Raw genomic sequence first — 19,554 nt, 5'->3', positions numbered from 1 at the left:
TAAATCTTGAACATGATATCGAATTTACCTGGACGTATTTTTTTATGTGGATTTATGGGTGCTGGCAAGTCGGTTATTGGTCGACAGTTAGCTGAGAGCTTGGAGTGCAATTATTTGGATTTAGATGATCGTATCGAAGAAAAGGCTGGCCATGCTATCCCCGAAATTTTCGAGCAGGAGGGCGAAGCAGGGTTTCGTACGCTGGAACGGCAGGCTATTTTAGAAGTGGTCCGCGAGTTTGAGGGCGTAGTTTCGCTGGGTGGGGGCAGCCTGCACAATCAGCACATGGTTGATCACATCAAATTAAATGGGTTGCTTGTTTTTATTGAGACACCTATTTCTGTTATTTTAGAGCGCATATCCGCGGATGAGAATCGCCCGCTTTTGCTCGACGAGCAAGGAAATTCCAAAAGTAAAGAAACATTACAAACCGAGTTGACGGCGCTGTATGAAGAACGATTGCCGTTATACAAACAGGCGGTCATTACGGTTGAAAACGACGGCAGTGAGCCGGTGAAACAGATTATAAAACAGTTGTTGAATAAGATTAGAAATCATGTCGAACATTATTGATATCGGAATTGATCTGAAGCAGCAGTATCAGATTTATGTAGGACAGCATTTAGGAGAAGATTTTAAGGCGTTTTGCAAAGGGCGATACCCATCAGCAAAAGCATTCGTGATTATCGACGAAAATGTGTACCAGCTGCATGAAGAGCGAGTTAAAACATTAATGGACTTTTTTGATGAGGTTCATTTTTTGACGGTGCCTCAGGGAGAAACATCGAAATCGGTGAAGTTGTGGCATCGATTTGTAAATGAGATTTTAGAAATTGGTCTTGAGCGGTCAACGCCTATTATTGGCATCGGAGGTGGAGTAACGGGAGATCTGGCTGGTTTTGTGGCCGCAACCGTTTTGCGCGGTGTGCCGCTGGTTCACGTGCCAACGACCTTGCTGGCTATGGTAGATAGTTCGATTGGTGGCAAAACGGGGGTTAATCACAGTACAGGTAAAAATTTAATTGGTAGTTTTTATCAGCCGGATGCTGTTTTTGCAGATATCGCTTTTCTCGAGACGCTGGAGGAATCGGAGTGGATTACGGGAATGGCTGAGATTTTGAAATATGCCGCTATTCGAAATCCCAAACTATTTGGGGAATTGGACGAATTGGTGCATCAGCCGTTGACGCCAAAATCGCGTTGGGCGGATGTGATAGAAGAGAGTGCCCGTATTAAATCTGATATTGTACAAGAAGATACCCTTGAGGCGGGCAAGAGGGCCTACCTTAATTTTGGTCACACTTTTGGTCATGCCTTAGAAAAGGTCAGCGGGTATGGTGCCATTACCCATGGAGAGGCGGTTTTTGTGGGGATGATTGCTGCTACCTATTTCTCGGATCAATTAGATCATCCGGTGGATGATACACGTTTTTCTCCTTTCCTGGCGTTGTATAAAAAGCAGATGTCTCCACTTTCGGCTAATGCCGAAGAACTAATTGAAGCGATGAAATCCGACAAAAAAGTAAAAAATAATATCATTCGATTAGTGTTATTGAATGATTGGGGATCCCCTTATCTTTATAGCTGTGAGCAACGTGCACTATTGGAAGAAAGTTGGAGTTATACATTGAAAAAGTTTAATCAATAATTATTGAGCGTACGTGTTTTATCGCTGGTTACATAAGAGCTGGAAATATTTTTGGAGATTTATCTTTGCCGTGCTTGTGTTAGTAGCACTGTTGGGGGGGATTGTTATCGGTGTGTTGCAGCTCGATGTAACGAAGAATTATTTAGCAAATCAGATTGAGCAGGAGATTGAGAAGACCTATATAACAGAACTCGAAATTGGAGGTATTGATGGATTTCTTCCTTTCTGGGTAAGTTTGCATGATGTGAGCTTAATGAAAGGGGATACTGTTAATGCAGACACATTGCTGGCTATTAATCAGATCGACAGCCGGGTTGATGTATGGGGATTGCTGCAAAATAAGCTTACCATTGTGGGATTTTCGATGCAGCAGCCGGAAGTTCATCTTACGTCTGATGAGAACGGTCGGTTGGTATTTCTCGAACGCAGACCCAATGCAAAAAAGCGTTCGGCTTCGGGGATAAATAATTTATTAGAACGAGTTGAAATTATAGCCCCTCAAGTGCAGATAACGGATGGAGAGGTGCATTTGGAAGCAGAAACGAAAGAGCATCAAATAGGAAATCTGCCTATTAACTTTTCGCTCAATAACTTGAATACGACATTATTTGTGGATTGGAGTGCTAATCAGCGGTATCTTGATATTGAGTCATTTAGTGCCCGGCCCGAAAATCTACAAGTCGATAACCTGAATGTTTACGGTCAGTTGTATAATGATGAGCGGTTTTTGGAGTTTAATTCATTTTATCTGACCCTTGGTAATTCTCAGCTTATCTTTAATGGTGAAATTGATGGCGTTAATATTCTTGAGCCTGATATTACGGGGCAATTAACGGAGGCGTCATACGATTTGGATATTCAATCGGATGAAGTTTTTCTTGGAGACTTGCGCGATCTTATTGCAAAAGTGCCTGATATTAAGGAGCCGCTGAGTCTGGAATTTCGCACCGAGGGATCAGCTGATTCTCTTTGGGTTGACCGGGCAGAGCTGGGTATTGGAGAAAGTTATGTCAATATTAACGGATTGGTGCAAAATGTTATAACTCCTCGGCAGTTGTCGTATGATTTATATTTCGAAGGGTTGAATTTACGTAATCAAGACCTGTCTGCATTGTTAGATACATTAGCTATCCCCAATAATGAAGCCCTTCAAAGTTTGACTATTAATGGGCATGCAAAAGGGAGTTTAGAAAATGTGAATGCTGATTTCGATATATCCAGTACCTTGGGAGATATTGCGTTGAAGGGAGAAACCCAGCTGGTGCGTCCCTATCGTTACCGGGGCACTGTATCAGTAGATTCAGTAGATATAAGTCCCTTTTTTACCGGGCGTATTGATACCACTTCGCTAACGGGCGAAGCTGAATTTGAAGGAGAGGAGTTTACTCTGGCCAAAGCTGAATCTGAGCTACGTTTCTCGTTAACAAATAGTTTGATTGGAGACCACCAGTTCGAGGAACTAATGCTTAATTCCACATTGTCCAATAAAGTTTGGAACCAAAAGTATTTCTATCGTAATGGCAATGAAAAGTTTTCAGGTTCTATATCGGCCGATTTTAACCCGGATGATCCTAAGCTATTGGTCCGGGGAGATGCCACTAATATAAATCTGGCTGATTTTTTCCCAGCAAACACAATAGCACAAACGAGCCTCAATTTTGATTATAATATAGAAACCCAGGGACTGAATACAGAACGCATCCAGGGAAGGGCTAATCTCGATATTAATCCATCTGTTATTGCGGGTGATACGGTGCGGGCTCACCAGCTGTATATGGATTTAAATTCTCCAGATGCATCTACGCGGCAATTCCGGTTAACGAGTTCGTTATTAGATCTTAATATAAGCGGAGAGGTAACTCCTGCTGATGTTCTTGCGCAAGTGCGGTTTTGGAGTCGTCATCTTACAGAGCAGTTCAAGTCGGAAATTACGATGACTGAACCTGCCGATACTTCTTTTTCAGTTAATCCCCCCGGCAATAAGAATGTAGTAGTTGATGGAACGATAGAAACGAAAGATTTGGGATTAATAAATCGATATTTCCCCCAATTCCCATCTTTGTATGCCGATTCTGATATTTCATTTAATGTTAATACGGATGGCACTCGTTTGTTGTTCTCTGCAAAAATGGCCGCCGATACCGCGCAATACAACAGTTTTAGTTTTAATGATGCCACTACCCAGTTTACGGCCAGTGTAAGGAGTGATCGTAGACTGCAAGAATTTTCAACATTTGATTGGGAAGCGGATGTATTACGGCTGGAAACAGAATCGGTTGATTTCGATTCTCTTTCCCTTGATTTAGCCGTTAAGCAAGATTCGGTTTATTTTAACCAACAGGTGGGACGAATTTCGGATGATGCAGAATTTAATATGACACTGGAATCAAGTATTGCTGACAGTGCCATTTATGTTTCCATCCGTGATTTTTATTTAGGCAATAATACGTATGCCTGGACCAACGAGCAGGTGCCATCATTTACCTATCACCGATCCGGTGAAGTGGACTTTAATCAATTTAGTTTTGAAAACAACAACGAATATTTTCGTCTCCAGGGAAGTCTCAGTCCCGATCGGGCAGATTCGTTAACCTACACGCTGCGTGATATTAATCTTAGCAGAATATCAGATCTCATCAAAGGCAAGATCGATTTCGCCGGTATCTTAAATGGGAAATTAATAACCAAATCCTTAACACAGCAACCTACTATACAGGGCGATTTAAATGTTAATCGGTTCCAGATGAATAACCGTATGGTTGGGGATGTTCGTTTTAGTAGTCAATATAATTCGGATAGACAGCGATTTGATACCCAGATTGATGTTGTTACCGATAGTACGAAATACGAGGATTATTTGGAGCGCAATGATGGTATTGGTCAGGATATCAGGCTCGATGGATATTTTGTGACGCCTGACCCTAATGTACAACAGGATACGGTATATCATTTTGATGCCGATTTTGATCAGGTTGACCTTTGGTTCTTGGCGGTAATTGCAGAAAACGTTTTTGCCGAGATGGAGGGGCAAGCTTCAGGAACGGGCTATATTACCGGTAACTTAGAGGATTACGACTTTGGCTCTCAGTTCCAGACCGAAAATGTTTTTGTACGTCCCCAGTTTTTGAATACCAACTATTTTGTGAGCGGTCCGGTGCAGTTTAACAGGGATGAAGGGGTAGTTCTGGATTCGCTGAATGTTATGGATACCAAGGGTGGAACCGGCACAGTATGGGGTACTGTTGACCTTAATGATTTTGATCCCATCACGTATCTGGACCTTTCTTTAGAAATGAACCGGCTTCAGTTCCTCAACAATAATATGGATCCTGATATACCTTTCTATGGAAACGTTTCAGGCACAGGATTGGTACGGCTTTCGGGGTCTAATACCGATGTCTATATGCGGACCTCCAACCCGGTACAGGTTACCAACAATTCGCATATATCTATTCCCCTGTTAGAGGAAACGGAGCTGCAGGAAAGCGGTAAATTTATTCAATTTGTAGACTCTTTCGACGAAGTCTTCAAGAAGTCGCAATCTGCTATCGAAAGCACATCTAATCAATCGCAACGTACTGAGGAGGCCCTCGAACAGGCGCTTGAAGAGATGACATTTACCGAGCGTTTTGATCTGGATTTACAGTTTGAGGCTCCTGAAAATGTAACGGTTGATCTTATCTTTGATCCCGTAATTGGAGATGTGTTGACAGCCCAGGGTACTGGACAGCTTCGCATTACTATGCAAGATCAAGACGTACAGATGTTTGGACAGTACAATATTAATGGTGGGACCTACCAGTTTGTAACCGGGGAAATTATCAGTCGCAGACTTCAGCTCGAGGAAGGGGGAACCATTGTTTGGGAAGGCCCCCCCGATAATGCACGGCTTAATATCAGCGCTATTTATAATGCCCGCCCCAATGTATCTACCTTGATAAGTGAGGGAGGGCTTAGTGATCAAAATCAAAATGGCGGCCAACAGGTTCCTATCGAACTTATCGTGGAAATAACAGGTACACTTAATAGTGTCGAAAATAATTACTATTTTAGGCTTCCTTCCACAATAGATCTCTCCTCAAACTCTACGTTGCAATATACGATTAATCAAATTAACAGGGATGAGCAGCAGAAGCTATTACAGGCAACCAGTATTCTGTTTACGGGGCAATTTATCCCCACACAAGGTATTGGCAGTGGAACGGCTGAACTTAGTCAAAATTTAGCGCGTGGTTCTACGTATTTAAATCCACTGCTATCAAATCAGGTGAGTTCGTTATTATCAAACCAAATAAATACATTACTAAATAGTGATGTAAGCCGATTGGATATTGATTTTAACTTGAATGCCTATAACGAGGTGGATTTAGGTATTGCTTTACGACTTTATAATGACCGACTGATTTTGCGAAGAGAAGGACAAATAACAGGATCCGGTGAGCAAAATAATCCCGGAGATCGTATTGGAGATTTAAATGCAACGTACCGAATCAGAAGAGGATTGTCACTGACAGCTTTCCACCGACAGGATCAAGCTCTTAATGGCGTGCAGGCAACCAGCCCACAGGCAGGAGATGTAACGCCTTATGTGGATGGATTAGGGCTTGAGTCGAGAGTACAGTTTAATACCTGGCAAGAATTAGTCAGTCGTATTAAAGCTGTATTTAGCGGAATTTTTGGGAGCGATAAAAACTCCGAAAACAATGAATAAGAATTTTTTGTTGAATAACTGAAGAATTAAAGAAGTACGAATTTTTTATAACGTTTTATTAGATATAATTGATGAAGAAAAGTAAGAAAGAAACATTTGAAGATATTATTCTCGATATCTTGCAGAATAATCCGGAGGCACAGCTGCCATTCGAAGTTCTGCAAAATATTTTGAGAGTGAACGGTAAGAAAGATAATCAGCGTCTTAAAGATGCTATTAACAGTTTGTATGATCGAAACCTGATCATCAAAAGAAAGGGAGGAGCCATACAGCTTTCTCCCAATGGAAGTGACAATAATCGGAGCGATAAAAATACGGTAGTCGGCAAAATAGATATCAGCCGACGCGGTACGGGTTATCTAATTGCTGATGGATATGATGAAGATATTCGTGTCCCCTCGAAACATTTGGGGACGGCTTTGCAGGATGACACCGTAGAAGTTCAGCTTCTTCGCAAGAAAGGACGAAAAAGTCGCCAGGAAGGAAAAGTTGTTAATATTGTTGAACGCGGACGAAATATTTTCGTCGGTATTCTAAAAAAGCAGGGCAAACAGAACTATGTTATCGAGCCTGATGAAAAATCGGCTCATATTGAGTTTTTTGTGCTCCCCAATAACATCGGTGATGCCCAGCCCGGCGAAAAAGTGGTATTTGAATTGGTAGATTGGGTGCATCCCAAATCACTACCGGAGGCCAAAATTGTTGAAGTTCTTGGTAAAGAAGGAACGAACGATGCTAACCTGCTATCCATTTTGGCTGAAAACCAGATAAAAGCTGGTTTCCCTGATGAAGTCCAAGAGTTTGCAGATGATATCGACCGGGAAATTACCCAGCAAGAAATTACCCGCCGGCGCGATATGCGGGACGAGGTGGTACTTACCATTGATCCCGACACGGCCAAGGATTTTGACGACGGACTGAGCATTAAAATGTTGGATAACGGTAACTATTATTTGGGCGTCCATATTGCGGATGTAACGCATTACTTGCCTCGTAACACGGTGCTTGATGAAGAGGCGATAAATCGTGCAACAAGCGTGTATTTGGTAGATCGCGTAATCCCGATGCTGCCGGAAGTGCTCAGTAATGATGTGTGTAGCCTTAATCCCAAGGAGGATAAGCTGGCATTTAGCTGTTTTATGGAGATTGCTCCCAACGGTAAGTTGGTAGACTATTCAATTGAAGAGACGGTGATCCATTCGAACCGGCGCTTTACGTATGAGGAGGCACAAGAAATTATTGATGGCAAGAATCATAAGTTTTCGCAGCAGATTCAGACTGCAGCGAAGTTAGCTCATGTACTTCTTGATAAGCGTTTTCGGGAGGGAAGTATCAATTTTGAGACGCCCGAGCCTAAATTTGTACTGGATGAAAATGGGAAGCCGATTGATGTAAAACTCAAAAAACGATTGTTTGCACATCGTCTCATTGAAGAATGCATGCTGATGGCGAATCGAACGGTGGCAAAATACATCGAAGATAAACGCAAGGAATCAAATAAGGAAAAATCGAAAGATCTGTTTCCGTTTTTATATCGTATCCACGATCAGCCCGATCTGGATAAGCTCAAAAATATCGAAGAAAATGTGAAGCCGATTGGAATTAACTTCCATATTGATAGTCCTACAGTAAGTTCGAAAGCTATAAATGTGCTTCTTGAACAAATCGAGGATACATCGCTCGAAATGACCATCAATGACCTGATGCTCCGTGCTATGTCGAAGGCGGAATACAGTCCGGATAATATTGGACACTTCGGCTTAGGGTTTAAAAATTATGCACACTTTACGAGTCCCATACGACGTTATCCTGATGTACTGGTACACCGATTGCTAAAAAGTTATCTTTCTGGGAAACCCAGTTATACATATAATGAACTTAAACAGTTGGGTTCACATTGTAGTGAACGAGAACGGGCGGCAATCGATGCCGAACGTGATTCTGTGAAATTGAAACAGGTCGAATATCTGAGCGAACACCTTGGTGAAGATTTTGAGGGTGTTATCAGTGGTGTAATGGATAGCGGTATTTTTGTGGATTTAAAAGATATCCATTGCGAAGGAATGGTTCGTGTAAGTGATCTTGATGATGATTATTATGAGTATGATGAGCAACGTCATTGTTTGGTTGGAAAAAATCATGGTAAAAAATATCAGCTGGGGAAAGAAATTCGTGTTAAAGTCGTTAATACAGATCTAAAGGCACGACAGATTGATCTTAAGCTGGTTGATGATGGCAGTTAATTAAATCTTAAGATATAGATATGCAATTTTCTCAATTTGTTCGGCGATTTACTGTATTTCTGTTCCTCGGCATCTTTATCGGAGGAATTATAAACGAGGCTCAAGCCCAGTATTTTTCCTTCGGTAAAAACAGGGTTCAGTACAATGACTTTAAGTGGAAGTACATACAGTCAGAGCATTTTGATATATACTATTACCAGACTAAAAATTATGATTTGGCTAACTTTACCGCCTATACCATGGAGGCGGCCCTTCAACAGCTGAGTGAAGATTTTGATCACGAAATTGCAGATCGTATTCAAGTTATTATTTATGATTCTCATAATGATTTCTCTCAAACAAATGTAGTGCCGTTACCGGTTGATGCCGAGGGTATTGGTGGAGTTACTGATGCCTATAAAAACCGGATTACGATGCCTTTCAATGGGAACTATGCAGAGTTCAGAAGTACCCTGCATCATGAGCTCGAACACGCCGTAATAAATGACATGTTTTATGGCGGTAATGTTCAGTCGCGACTGAGCGGGAATGCGTTGCAAATTCCACTTTGGTTTAACGAAGGTATGGCCGAGTATACCTCTCTTGGTTGGGATACGAATACCGATATGTGGATTCGTGATGCCACGATCAATAATTACTTACCGCCAATAAATCGGTTAGGGGGATATTTTGCTTATCGAGGAGGTCAGTCGGTATGGAACTATATTGCAGAAGAATATGGTCGTCCCAAGATTACCGAAATAATGCAGACCCTCCATAACCAACGCAACCTGGAAGTTACAATTCAAAGAACCCTTGGGTTAAGCCTTGAGGAATTGTCAAAACGTTGGCAAGATTTTTATCGCAAACGGTATTTACCGGAGGTAGCCAATCGCGAAGATATCACTTCGTTTGCGGATCATGTGACAGAACGTGGCAAATCAGGATCATATAATACCAGTCCCGCTGTATCTCCCCAAGGCGATAAAATAGCAATGATCACCAATAAGCGTGGCTATTTTGATGTTGTGGTTATTAGTGCAATCACCGGCGAAAAGATTAAGACGCTTATTAAGGGAGAAGATAACATCAACTTTGAAGAGTTGAATATTTTGAATCCCAACTTGACCTGGTCCCCTGATGGACGAAAAATTGCGCTTTCTACAAAATCAAAAGGGAATGATAACTTAGCCATTGTCGATTATGAAACAGGTAAAGTGCAGATGGTTCGTTTTCCCAAAGTGGATGCGATCGGTTCAGTAGCGTGGTCACCAGATGGAAATAAAATTACGTTTGACGGTAATATTGGTCCCAACAAAGATATTTATGTCTACAATCTGCAAACGCAGGAGTTTAGTAACGTAACGAATGATGTGTATTCTGATTACGAACCGGCTTGGGGGGCTGATTCTGAAACGATCTATTTTGTATCGCACCGAGGTGACAATGTCCGTCTGAATAATGTAAAAAATACGTCCCGGCTGTTGATGAGCGAGGATATATATAGCTCAGATATTTACGCGGTAAAGATTGGTAATGCCCGGGCTGATCGCCTTACGAAAACGCCTCAGTGGAATGAAAACCAGCCGGCGACAAGCAGAGATGGAAAACTCTTTTATATTTCTGATGAAAACGGTATCCCCAACGTTTATTTGATGAATTTAGAGGATCGAACTTCATCGCCCATAACGGATCTGCAAACTGGAGTTATGCAGATGTCAATTAGTGCTGATGCCAGTCGGTTAGCGGTGAATTCGATTAATGAAGGGGCATTGGATATTTTTATGATTCAATCGCCGTTAAGTCGCATTAAGGATCAGCCTTTGGAGCCCAACCAATGGGCGAAACGACGGGCACAGGAATCACAAGGTGAGCGTGTGCCGGCTACAAGATATGTCCAAAATATGCTTACGAAGGAGCCATTAAGCCAAACAAGCTTGACAGATGCTGTTGCTTCTCAAGTTGATCCGGAACCCAAAGAGGCGATCGTAGATACGAGTGCAACTGTGCAAGATACGATGGCAACGGTCCAAGATACTACCGAGCAAGAAGAGGGTGATAATTTTGATTTTCGTAATTATGTATTTGACTCTTCGGTAGAAGAAGACACGGCTTTTGTGGCTGAATACATGGATGAGGCAAAATTTAACCTTGAAGGAAATCGGACCGAGGATGGACGATATATTCCGCAAGAATATCGCCTGCGTTTCAGTACCGATATTATTTATGCAGGCGGAAATATATCCACCTCATATGGAACGTATGGTATTACCCAGATACAGTTCAGTGACCTTTTAGGGAACCATCAAATTGCATTTGGTACGAATTTGAACCTGGATTTGAGAAATAGTACCTATTTCTTGCAATATGCGTATTTAGAAAACAGGACAAACTGGCAGTTTACCTTTTTTCATAATGCTAACAACTTCCAGGATTTTTCCGGCCAGTTATATCGCTTTCGCTCGTTTGGGGGTGGGGTGAACATGCAATATCCTATTGATAAATTTCGCCGTATTGATGCCGGAATCTCGATGATTGGGGTAGCCCAGGACTACAGCGTTGCTTATGCTGATATTACTCAAAATGAATCAACCTCTTTTGCATATCCGCAGATTGTTTACACCAGTGATAAAACGCTCCCCGGTTATTTGGCTCCCGCCGGAGGGTCGCGTTATTCAATTAGTTTAACAGGGAGTCCGCCCATCACGAATGAGACTTTACAGTTTGCTTCTATACTGGGCGACTACCGGAAGTATTTTAATTTGGGATCCCGATATTCATTAGCATTTCGTGGTTCGGGAGCAGCTTCTTTTGGACGAGATGCGCAGACCTTCTTTATGGGGGGTATGCTTGGATGGATTAATGCGCGATATTCGGGACGAAGTATTCCTTCCGACCGTTTTGGCAGTACATTTTTCACCTTACCCGCGCTGCCGTTACGAGGGCATCCCTATAATTCGATCTATGGTGATCGGTTTTCTTTGATGAACGCGGAGTTCCGCTTTCCACTGTTTGCAGCTATACTACCCGGACCTATTCCCATTTTGCCACTGTATAACCTAACAGGAGTCGCTTTCTGGGATGCCGGTATGGCTTGGGGACAGGATGTAGTCTTTGAATATCGTAATCAAGCTGGAAATCGTGACGAAGAGGTACTCAATGAGAGTGACCTTGATTTTCGGGTGAGTAAAAGAACACAACGTCAAGTTGATACAGGGAATGGCACATTTAATGTCCCGGCTAATGATGGTGATATCTTAATGGGAGCGGGATTTGGTCTGCGAACAATTTTGTTTGGATTTCCGCTTCGTTACGATGTAGGTTGGCCATACTATCGTGGCGGATTTGACAGCGATCCTATCCACTATATAACCATTGGCTTAGATTTTTAGAATGCTCATTTGTTAGATGGGATAAAAGGTCTCCGGCATGTAGGTGTTGGAGACTTTTTGTTTAGATATGTCGTTACTTTATGATTCGATCTACTTTCAATAGTCGATCAAAATGTCGGTCAGGATCATTAAAATAGATGAAGGTGAAATATATTTGTCGGCTTGATAAAAATCCTTGATCGAGGTTCAGATCATCAATCCGGTTGTTATCAACAATAACATATTTATAAGCATAAGAGCCCTGCTTGATGAGTGCGTTACCTTTCCATAACTGCTCCGTATTGTCATAATCCATTTTGTTTTGCTCATTAAGTATCCAGTTGTTGAAGTCTCCAACTACGTAGATATCCGATGAGTGAGGAATACTATCAACAGTCTCCAGTTGAAATTTGACTTGGGCATATTGGTTGTTGTGCCCATCACTCGGTCCCTTTTGAAATAAATCTGATCTTTCGAAACGTGGATTAAAATCGAGATTTTGCACATCTCTCCGTAAAGTGATTTTGGGTGGTATGGTGTCGGGTTGATATTCTATAATTTGCCGCCCATCTGCTGTAAAATCTTGAAGGTTAAGATGCTTGAATTCATAGTTTCCGATAAAAGCATTTTCGTCTTCGATATATCCCCTGAGTTCACCGGGGGTAATCGTATCAAGGGATTTTACAATTTTTGTTTGTCCCCAAAATTGATTGTGCGCAAACGACATTCCCAAATCAAATTGCGGATATTCTACAAAGCCAGGATAACGGTAGGTGCTAAATAGTTGGTTAAGAGGACGTCCATCACGTCGTTGGGTAAATTGCTGTTTAATCTCTGTTTTAATTGCCCCCTCATCTTCAGTGACAAAAAAGGGCATTGAAAATAGAAGCGTATTATCATCAGTAGAACGGACTTCCAGTAGAAAATTTCCACTTACTGCTGGACGCAGTTCATTATTAGGGAAAGAAAATTGCACATGATGATACGAAGGGCGTTGCCCGAAACTTGCTTGCGAAGATGTTATAGTTGTCTCAGAAAAACTGTCGAGATAGGTGTTAGGGCCAATGCTGCTTTGCTGCCAGTCCTGATCATAATGAACAACCGTGACTCGAAACTGACGATTTTGGCTTCCCAGATAATCAAAAGAAAGTTCCAGCTGTTGTTTTGAGTTCAACCGAATGATGGGGGCTTGTCCGGGTTGCCCTTTGGGATGTAGTTGAATGCTTTGGATGTCATTTGGAGATGCCTTCTGCTGGGGGAGGGAAAATGCTCCCTCAAGAGGTTTAGTTTGGGATGTTTTTTTATGATTCTGAGATGTATTGGAAGGGGCACAACCTCCCAAAATAATCCCCAAAATGATGAGTATAGATATCTTATTGCAGATATGATCCTTTAAAAACAAAGTGGGCCGGACCTTCGAGTTTAATATTACGGTATGTCTTATTGTTAACATCAAAAGCAAAGTGAACATTTAGGGTGCCTCCTTTTGTATCTACAGAGTATTTCCCTGCTGTCGAAGTATTGTTTTGCAGATGATGCCAGACAAGGGCCGAGGCAATGGCACCGGTGCCACAGGCCAGTGTTAAATCTTCAACACCACGCTCATACGTTTGAAGGTGAAGAGCAGTATCGTGGGCTCCATAGATAAAATTTACATTAGTCCCTTTTGGAGCAAAGTGTTTATGGTACCGCAAATGACGTCCCTGCTGAACAAGAGTTTTCTCCTCTTCTAACTCCTGCTTTTCTACGGGAAGAACCAAATGCTGAGTGCCGGTATGAATAGCGTATAATTGCTCGTCATCAAGCGTTAGCTCCTCAACCGACGCTTCCATAGGGAAGGCAACAGAAACGGTATCCTCAGCTAAAATATGAGCCTCATAAATGTTGTCATGTACATTAAAGGTATGCTTGTCAGCAAAGCCCAAGGACTGTGCAAATAATGCCATGCACCTTGCACCGTTGCCGCACATTCCGGCATCGCTGCCGTCGGGATTTCGGTAGAACATGGTATAGTCAACCTCTTTTCGCTCTGAGGGAAACAACGCCAGAATACCGTCTGATCCCACACCAAACCTTCGATCACAAATGTCGGGAGCCAGGGCAATAAGCTGATCTTTAGTATAGGTTTTTGAACGGTTATCGATAACCACAAAGTCGTTGCCAGCGGCCTGCATTTTTGTGAAGAATATGTCGTGTCCGGAATTATTCATCATTCAGAAAAAGCGGGTAAGTGTTTCCATGAATTATTTTTGCTGATAACGGGATCGCTGTCTCTCATCAAGTGAGAGAATCGGAGGGCCAAGACGGTAAAGATAAGCTTGGGCTGTACGTTTTGATACACCATAGGTTTACATTCGTTAACCTGTTCAATCATATCTTCAAGCCGGGCGTCCGCAAGCGTTTCGCAAAACTTCTTGATGACATCAATTTGATCGGCATTGGTAATGAGCTCTTTCTTTTGTGTTGACCGGTAAACAAGCAAGTCGCGGAGAAAGACCTCCATGACATTTAAAATCGCAATTTGTCCTTCAAGATTCTGCTCACTCTGCCAATCTTGTGCTGTTTCAGTAATATTAACCGCATCTTGCATATAAGCGTATCTCAGATATTCAATAATAGCTTCTCGCGTGCTTTTTAAGGTATCCACATCAAAAAAGCGCGTCATAGCATAATTGCCGCCCGAAACCCGCGCTAAATAGGAGGCTTCGTTTTCGGGCACATCGTCATGTTCGATTAATGCTCGTTTGATTTCGTCTGTTTTGAGTGGCGACAACTGAATGTGTTGGCATCGTGAAATAATTGTTGGTAACAGCGCCTCGGTATGATCAGTTGTAAGTAAAAAGATGAGATCTTCTGCGGGTTCTTCTAACAGTTTTAGAAAAGAGTTGGCAGCTTCTTTTTTCATGTTTTCAATGCCGGTCATTATAACAACCGTTTTTTGCCCTTCGTTAGGCTTATAGTAAGCCGTTGGACGAATTTCTTCCCGGAAGTAATCGATGGGATAAAAAGCGCGTTTATTTTTGGTGCTTTCTTCATTGGTCAGTGAGGGACGCAGGCTAAAATCAACAATTTCGTAGGGATCTTCACGCAGGAGTTCTAACCGTTCGCGCAGTTCTTCCACCGAAACATTGGTAGGTACCGGTAAAAATACGTGGATATCGGGATGGGTAAACCAGGTGGATTTTTTTGAAAATGCTTGACTACCGAGATTCGTAAGATGATCAACACCATTAATAAGCTCGGCAAAAGCAAGGGCAAAGGCCGTTTTACCAATGCCAGAAGGTCCCGAAAAGAGATAAGCATGACTTATGCGTCCCGAGTGGGTGATACGTTCGATTTGCTCACGCGCAAAAGATTGGCCTACGAGCCGTCGATCACCAAAGCTAAACGAAAGATCTTTATAGTCGATCATAATACATTATTCTTCAAAGATATAATCAAAAAGTAAAATTCCTGCAGTGATGGTTACACCTGCATACCCCACCAGTGCCCAAAAGTCGTTGAGGTAATTATCGGTAAAGCCATCAATTAAGGCTGCTTTTGTGGTTCGCACAAGAATCAGAATCAACGGAAAAAGCAATGGGATACTTAGTACCGAAAAGATAGCACCCTTACGGTCGGCCTGCGAAACAATAGCCCCCAGCATGGTAGATACCGCCGACAAGCCAGCTGTTCCAAAAAGCAAAACGAGCACAAAAGCTGTAGCATCTGCCAAAGGCATCCCCAGTAAAAAGATGTATAGAAAAAAGGTGACGATGTTTACCGATAAGGTAAAGAGAAAATTGTAGCACAGCTTGCCGAGGAAAACCTCCGAAGCGTTACAATGAAGTCGCAAAAGGTCAAAGGTTTTACGGTCGGTTTCCATTACAAAAGAACGCGAGAGACTTGAGAGTGCGGCAAAAAGTATCACAATCCAAACCAGTGCGCTTTTGGGGGTGGGAGCCAGCTGCTCGGCATTAAGGGCAAACAGGATGAGCAGCAGCGCGGCACTCACGAATGCCAAAACGGTATTTATGGCATATCTCGACCGGAGTTCGGTTTGTAAATCCTTGGCTAAAATTGTCGTTATTCCTTGTAAAAAATCCATCAGCAAAGTTTACAAAATTTGTTCCCAAGAATTAAACTGAAATTCCAAATACGAGTCGAAAAATTGATGCTGTAATTAAGTTGTAACAGATGAAAAACGATGAGTATATTTGAACTGCATATGAAATAACTAATTTAGATTTTTTCGCATGAATATTTTCAGCTTGTTGAACGAGAAAACGGTGTTGCCCAACTTAGAAGCCAAAGATAAAGCTGAGATATTGAACAGGATGATTTCTTCATTAGAACATTTAGTATCGGATGGAGAACTTGATGAAATTAGAGAGGCTGTTTTTGAGCGAGAACGAATAATGTCTACGGGCGTTGGAAAAGGATTGGCGATTCCACACGGTAAAGCATCAGGTATAAATCAAACATATGCGGCTTTTGCTATTCTGAAAGAACCCGTTGAATATGAAGCCATTGACAGTGAGCCAGTGAATATGGTTTTTCTCTTGGTGGGACCGCAGGCCAGTAATAGTTTACACATCAAAATGCTTAGCCGGATTTCTCGACTCATGAATAATACCGAATTTCGGGAGCGCCTGCGAGAGTGTTCTACGGCTGAAGAAATTATTGAACAGTTTAAAAAAGAAGAACACGTTACGCTAAACGGCTAATATGTTAAGTAATTAAATAAGGGTTATGCCTCAAAGGTTATCTACGTGGTTGAGCATAGGTGTATTTGTTGCGCTATTGCTATTAGGCGGCTCGGTCCGAGGGCAGCAAATAATTTATTCCCCTGAGGTTGTTAATACGATTGAAAACAGTCGCGCCAGCGATGCCTTTTGGTCGGTGATTGTTCGGGATACAACCGGGAAAGTTTTGGAGGGATATAATTTTGAAAAAATGGTTCGGCCCGCCTCGAACTTAAAGCTGTTAACTTCTGCTACCATTTTAGATGAGTTGGGCCCTAACTATCGTTTTCGTACCAAAATGTATGGGCTGGGGCAACAAAAAGGAGATACCTGGCATGGAGATATTGTGATTCGTGGGGTGGGAGATCCTTCGATTAGTGGACGTTTTTACAGGGAAGATCGTTTTCATGTTTTTGATAAGTTTTTTTCTGCGCTCTATGAGCGCGGTATCCGGAAAATTGAGGGTAACCTCATAGGTAATGATTCTTACTTTGATGAGCATCCTTATCCGAAAGGGTGGAGCTGGGAAGATCTCTCATTTTATTATGGCGTGGAAATAAATGCGCTATCATTTAATAATAATGCCGTTGATTTAACGGTCTATGCCAATGGAGAGGTCGGGGAAAAGCCGGAAATTGAGTGGTTCCCTTTTGATACTGAGTATGTGAACTTTGAAAACGACCAGGTGATAACCCCAGCGGATACGGAATATGATGAGTTTTATCGCCGTATTCCCGGCACCAATACTATCATGTTGGGTAGTAAGCTTCCAAAGGGATATGTGGAAAAAGAGTCGCTCTCTATTAAAGAGGCTTCGCTATTTTTTCTGGATACGTTTAAGAAGTATCTGGAAGACGGTTCTATTGAGCTTGACGGACGAATTATTGTTGATGAAAAATCACGAAACTGGGAGACTGAAAAGTACAAGGTATTACATGAGCATGTATCGGTATCGTTAGATTCGTTATTGGGTCAACTCAATAAAGAAAGTGATAACTTTTACGCTGAAATGTTGTTAAAAACAGCAGCTGCTGAGCATTTTAACACCGCTGGTAGCACTGAACTTGGGTTAACCCTGGTGAAAGATTTTGCTGATTCTATGCAGATGGATACCACGAAAGTTGAGATAGCCGATGCTTCGGGGATGTCATCTTCAACATTGCTGAAAATGGAAAATATTAGTCAATTATTGGTTGGGATGAGATCACATCCCCACTTTGATACGTATAAAAAAAGTTTGCCGGTTGCCGGAAAGGATGGGTCGCTGGAACATCGATTTCGGAATTCTCCTCTCCGAGAAAATGTCATCGGTAAAACAGGATATGTTTCCGGGGTGCGTAGCTTGAGTGGTTATATGAAAGGTATATCTGGCCAGCCGCTTGTTTTTTCGGTGGTTACAAATAACTACACGCAGAAAACTTCTTATATTGATTCTATTCACGAGCAAATTTTGGAAAATATTTACGTTAAGTATTAACCGCTGATGTCCGAAAAAAAACCTACAATTTTAATTACGGATGATGAACAGAGTATCCGTAATTCACTGCGCGATATTCTTGAGTTTGAGGATTATAACGTTCTTGAAGCTGAGAACGGGGAAAAGGTTTTTAGCATATTGAAGGATCATCGTATCGATTTGATGTTATTGGATATCAAGATGCGGGGTATGGACGGCATGGAAATATTGTCAAAGCTGAAAAGCGAGCAGTATCATTTTCCCGTGATTATGATTTCTGGGCATGGTAACATCGAAATTGCAGTGGAGGCTACGAAAAAAGGAGCGTTCGATTTTATTGAAAAGCCGCCGGATCTAAATAGACTGTTGGTGAGCGTTCGTAATGCGTTGGATCAGCATCGGTTAACGGAAGAAAACAAAAGCATTAAATCACGGCTACCTGATGTACCTGATATTATTGGAGAAAGTGATGCTATTAAAAAGATTAAGAAAACCATCGATAAGGTGGCGCAAACCAGTTCGCGGGTGATGATCACCGGTGAAAACGGAACAGGAAAAGAGCTGGTGGCACGCTGGGTTCACGAGAAAAGTGATCGCAGCAGTGGTACTTTTGTAGATGTAAACTGTGCAGCTATTCCTGCCGACCTGCTGGAAAGCGAGCTTTTTGGCCATGAAAAAGGATCGTTTACGGGGGCTACAAGTCAACGAATTGGGAAGTTTGAGCAAGCTGATGGAGGCACCCTCTTTTTGGATGAGGTGGGAGATATGAGTCCCGATGCCCAGGCAAAAGTGCTCCGTGCCCTTCAGGAAAATGCCATCGTTCGCGTAGGAGGTACCCAAAAGATTTCTGTAGATGTCCGTGTTGTATCAGCAACCAACAAAGATTTGCTGGAAGAAATTGAAACGGGTGGTTTTCGTGAGGATCTGTATCATCGGTTAAATGTGATTCCTATTCATGTACCCCCATTGCGAAAGCGGCGCGATGATATCCCGTTACTTGCCAAGGATTGGCTTGAACGATTGGCTCAAAAAGACATTATGTTTTCGGGAATCAGTTTTACTGATGAGGCCTTGGAAGAGCTTAAAAAACAAAACTGGTCGGGGAATGTTCGTGAGCTTCAAAATGGAATTGAGCGTTTGGGATTATTGGCTGAAGATTCCACTATCACCCAAGATGATGTGCAATCGCTGACACTTTCAGGTAAGAAGAAAGGAGATGCCATCGAAGAATTAGTTGATGACATGGATACGTTTCAGGGATTCAAAGAGTCGGCCGAACGAGTGTTTTTAATCCGTAAGCTGGAAGAAAATGACTGGAATATCTCACAAACGGCCCAAGCCATCGATATTCAGCGGAGTCATATGTATAACAAAATGAAAAAGTACAATATTGAACGTTGAAAATACGCAATACGAAATACG

At 42.1% G+C, this 19,554-nt stretch carries 12 protein-coding genes; 8 read left to right on the top strand and 4 right to left on the bottom strand.

Annotated elements, in window-relative coordinates; all coding sequences use genetic code 11:
- The first annotated feature begins 12 nt into the window (after positions 1–12).
- The 5 genes from AAFH98_RS13340 to AAFH98_RS13320 all read left to right on the top strand — a co-directional run bounded on the left by AAFH98_RS13340 (position 13) and on the right by AAFH98_RS13320 (position 11,973).
- Entirely contained in the window at positions 13–573 is a 561-nt protein-coding gene (locus tag AAFH98_RS13340) for a shikimate kinase (RefSeq protein ID WP_342523249.1), read from the top strand.
- Positions 557–1,648 (top strand): 3-dehydroquinate synthase, encoded by a 1,092-nt coding sequence (aroB, locus tag AAFH98_RS13335; protein WP_342523248.1) that lies wholly within the window; start codon positions 557–559, stop codon positions 1,646–1,648. The genes AAFH98_RS13340 and aroB overlap by 17 nt, the downstream gene beginning before the upstream one ends.
- Before the next feature lie 13 nt (positions 1,649–1,661).
- Positions 1,662–6,359 (top strand): AsmA family protein, encoded by a 4,698-nt coding sequence (locus tag AAFH98_RS13330; RefSeq protein WP_342523247.1) that lies wholly within the window; start codon positions 1,662–1,664, stop codon positions 6,357–6,359.
- A 71-nt stretch (positions 6,360–6,430) separates the two neighbouring features.
- Entirely contained in the window at positions 6,431–8,602 is a 2,172-nt protein-coding gene (gene rnr / locus AAFH98_RS13325) for a ribonuclease R (RefSeq protein WP_342523246.1), read from the top strand.
- A 20-nt stretch (positions 8,603–8,622) separates the two neighbouring features.
- Complete coding sequence (locus AAFH98_RS13320) at positions 8,623–11,973, top strand: peptidase MA family metallohydrolase (RefSeq protein WP_342523245.1); 3,351 nt, start codon at positions 8,623–8,625, stop codon at positions 11,971–11,973.
- Between the two features lie 73 nt (positions 11,974–12,046).
- Here AAFH98_RS13320 and AAFH98_RS13315 read toward each other — a convergent pair whose 3' ends face one another.
- From AAFH98_RS13315 to AAFH98_RS13300, 4 genes are read right to left on the bottom strand one after another with little or no spacing between them, the layout of a single operon-like run.
- Positions 12,047–13,354: a type IX secretion system plug protein gene (locus tag AAFH98_RS13315; RefSeq protein ID WP_342523243.1), complete on the bottom strand. Its 1,308-nt coding sequence runs from the start codon at positions 13,352–13,354 to the stop codon at positions 12,047–12,049.
- Positions 13,326–14,165: a diaminopimelate epimerase gene (gene dapF, locus AAFH98_RS13310; protein ID WP_342523241.1), complete on the bottom strand. Its 840-nt coding sequence runs from the start codon at positions 14,163–14,165 to the stop codon at positions 13,326–13,328. Before dapF ends, AAFH98_RS13315 begins: the two co-directional genes overlap by 29 nt.
- Entirely contained in the window at positions 14,162–15,364 is a 1,203-nt protein-coding gene (locus tag AAFH98_RS13305) for a DNA polymerase III subunit (RefSeq protein WP_342523240.1), read from the bottom strand. The genes dapF and AAFH98_RS13305 overlap by 4 nt, the downstream gene beginning before the upstream one ends.
- Before the next feature lie 6 nt (positions 15,365–15,370).
- Complete coding sequence (locus AAFH98_RS13300) at positions 15,371–16,039, bottom strand: heme exporter protein CcmB (RefSeq protein WP_342523238.1); 669 nt, start codon at positions 16,037–16,039, stop codon at positions 15,371–15,373.
- Positions 16,040–16,187: 148 nt separating this feature from the next.
- Between AAFH98_RS13300 and AAFH98_RS13295 the strand changes: the two genes are divergently transcribed.
- Genes AAFH98_RS13295 through AAFH98_RS13285 form a run of 3 tightly spaced genes read left to right on the top strand, consistent with a single transcriptional unit; the run spans position 16,188 to position 19,533 of the window.
- Positions 16,188–16,658, top strand: coding sequence for a PTS sugar transporter subunit IIA (locus AAFH98_RS13295; protein WP_342523236.1), 471 nt, complete (start codon positions 16,188–16,190; stop codon positions 16,656–16,658).
- 25 nt (positions 16,659–16,683) lie between these two features.
- Positions 16,684–18,153 carry a D-alanyl-D-alanine carboxypeptidase/D-alanyl-D-alanine endopeptidase gene (gene dacB, locus AAFH98_RS13290; protein ID WP_342523234.1) on the top strand — a complete coding sequence of 490 codons (1,470 nt, stop codon included), beginning with the start codon at positions 16,684–16,686 and terminating at the stop codon, positions 18,151–18,153.
- Between the two features lie 6 nt (positions 18,154–18,159).
- On the top strand, positions 18,160–19,533 hold the full coding sequence (locus AAFH98_RS13285; protein ID WP_342523232.1) for a sigma-54-dependent transcriptional regulator: 1,374 nt from the start codon (positions 18,160–18,162) through the stop codon (positions 19,531–19,533).
- The last annotated feature ends 21 nt before the right edge of the window (positions 19,534–19,554 follow it).

Source organism: Fodinibius sp. Rm-B-1B1-1, assembly GCF_038594945.1.
Taxonomy (GTDB): Bacteria; Bacteroidota; Rhodothermia; order Balneolales; family Balneolaceae; genus Fodinibius; species Fodinibius alkaliphilus.
The sequence above is the reverse complement of the archived record's forward strand: the minus strand, read 5'-3'. Positions and strand labels throughout refer to the sequence as shown.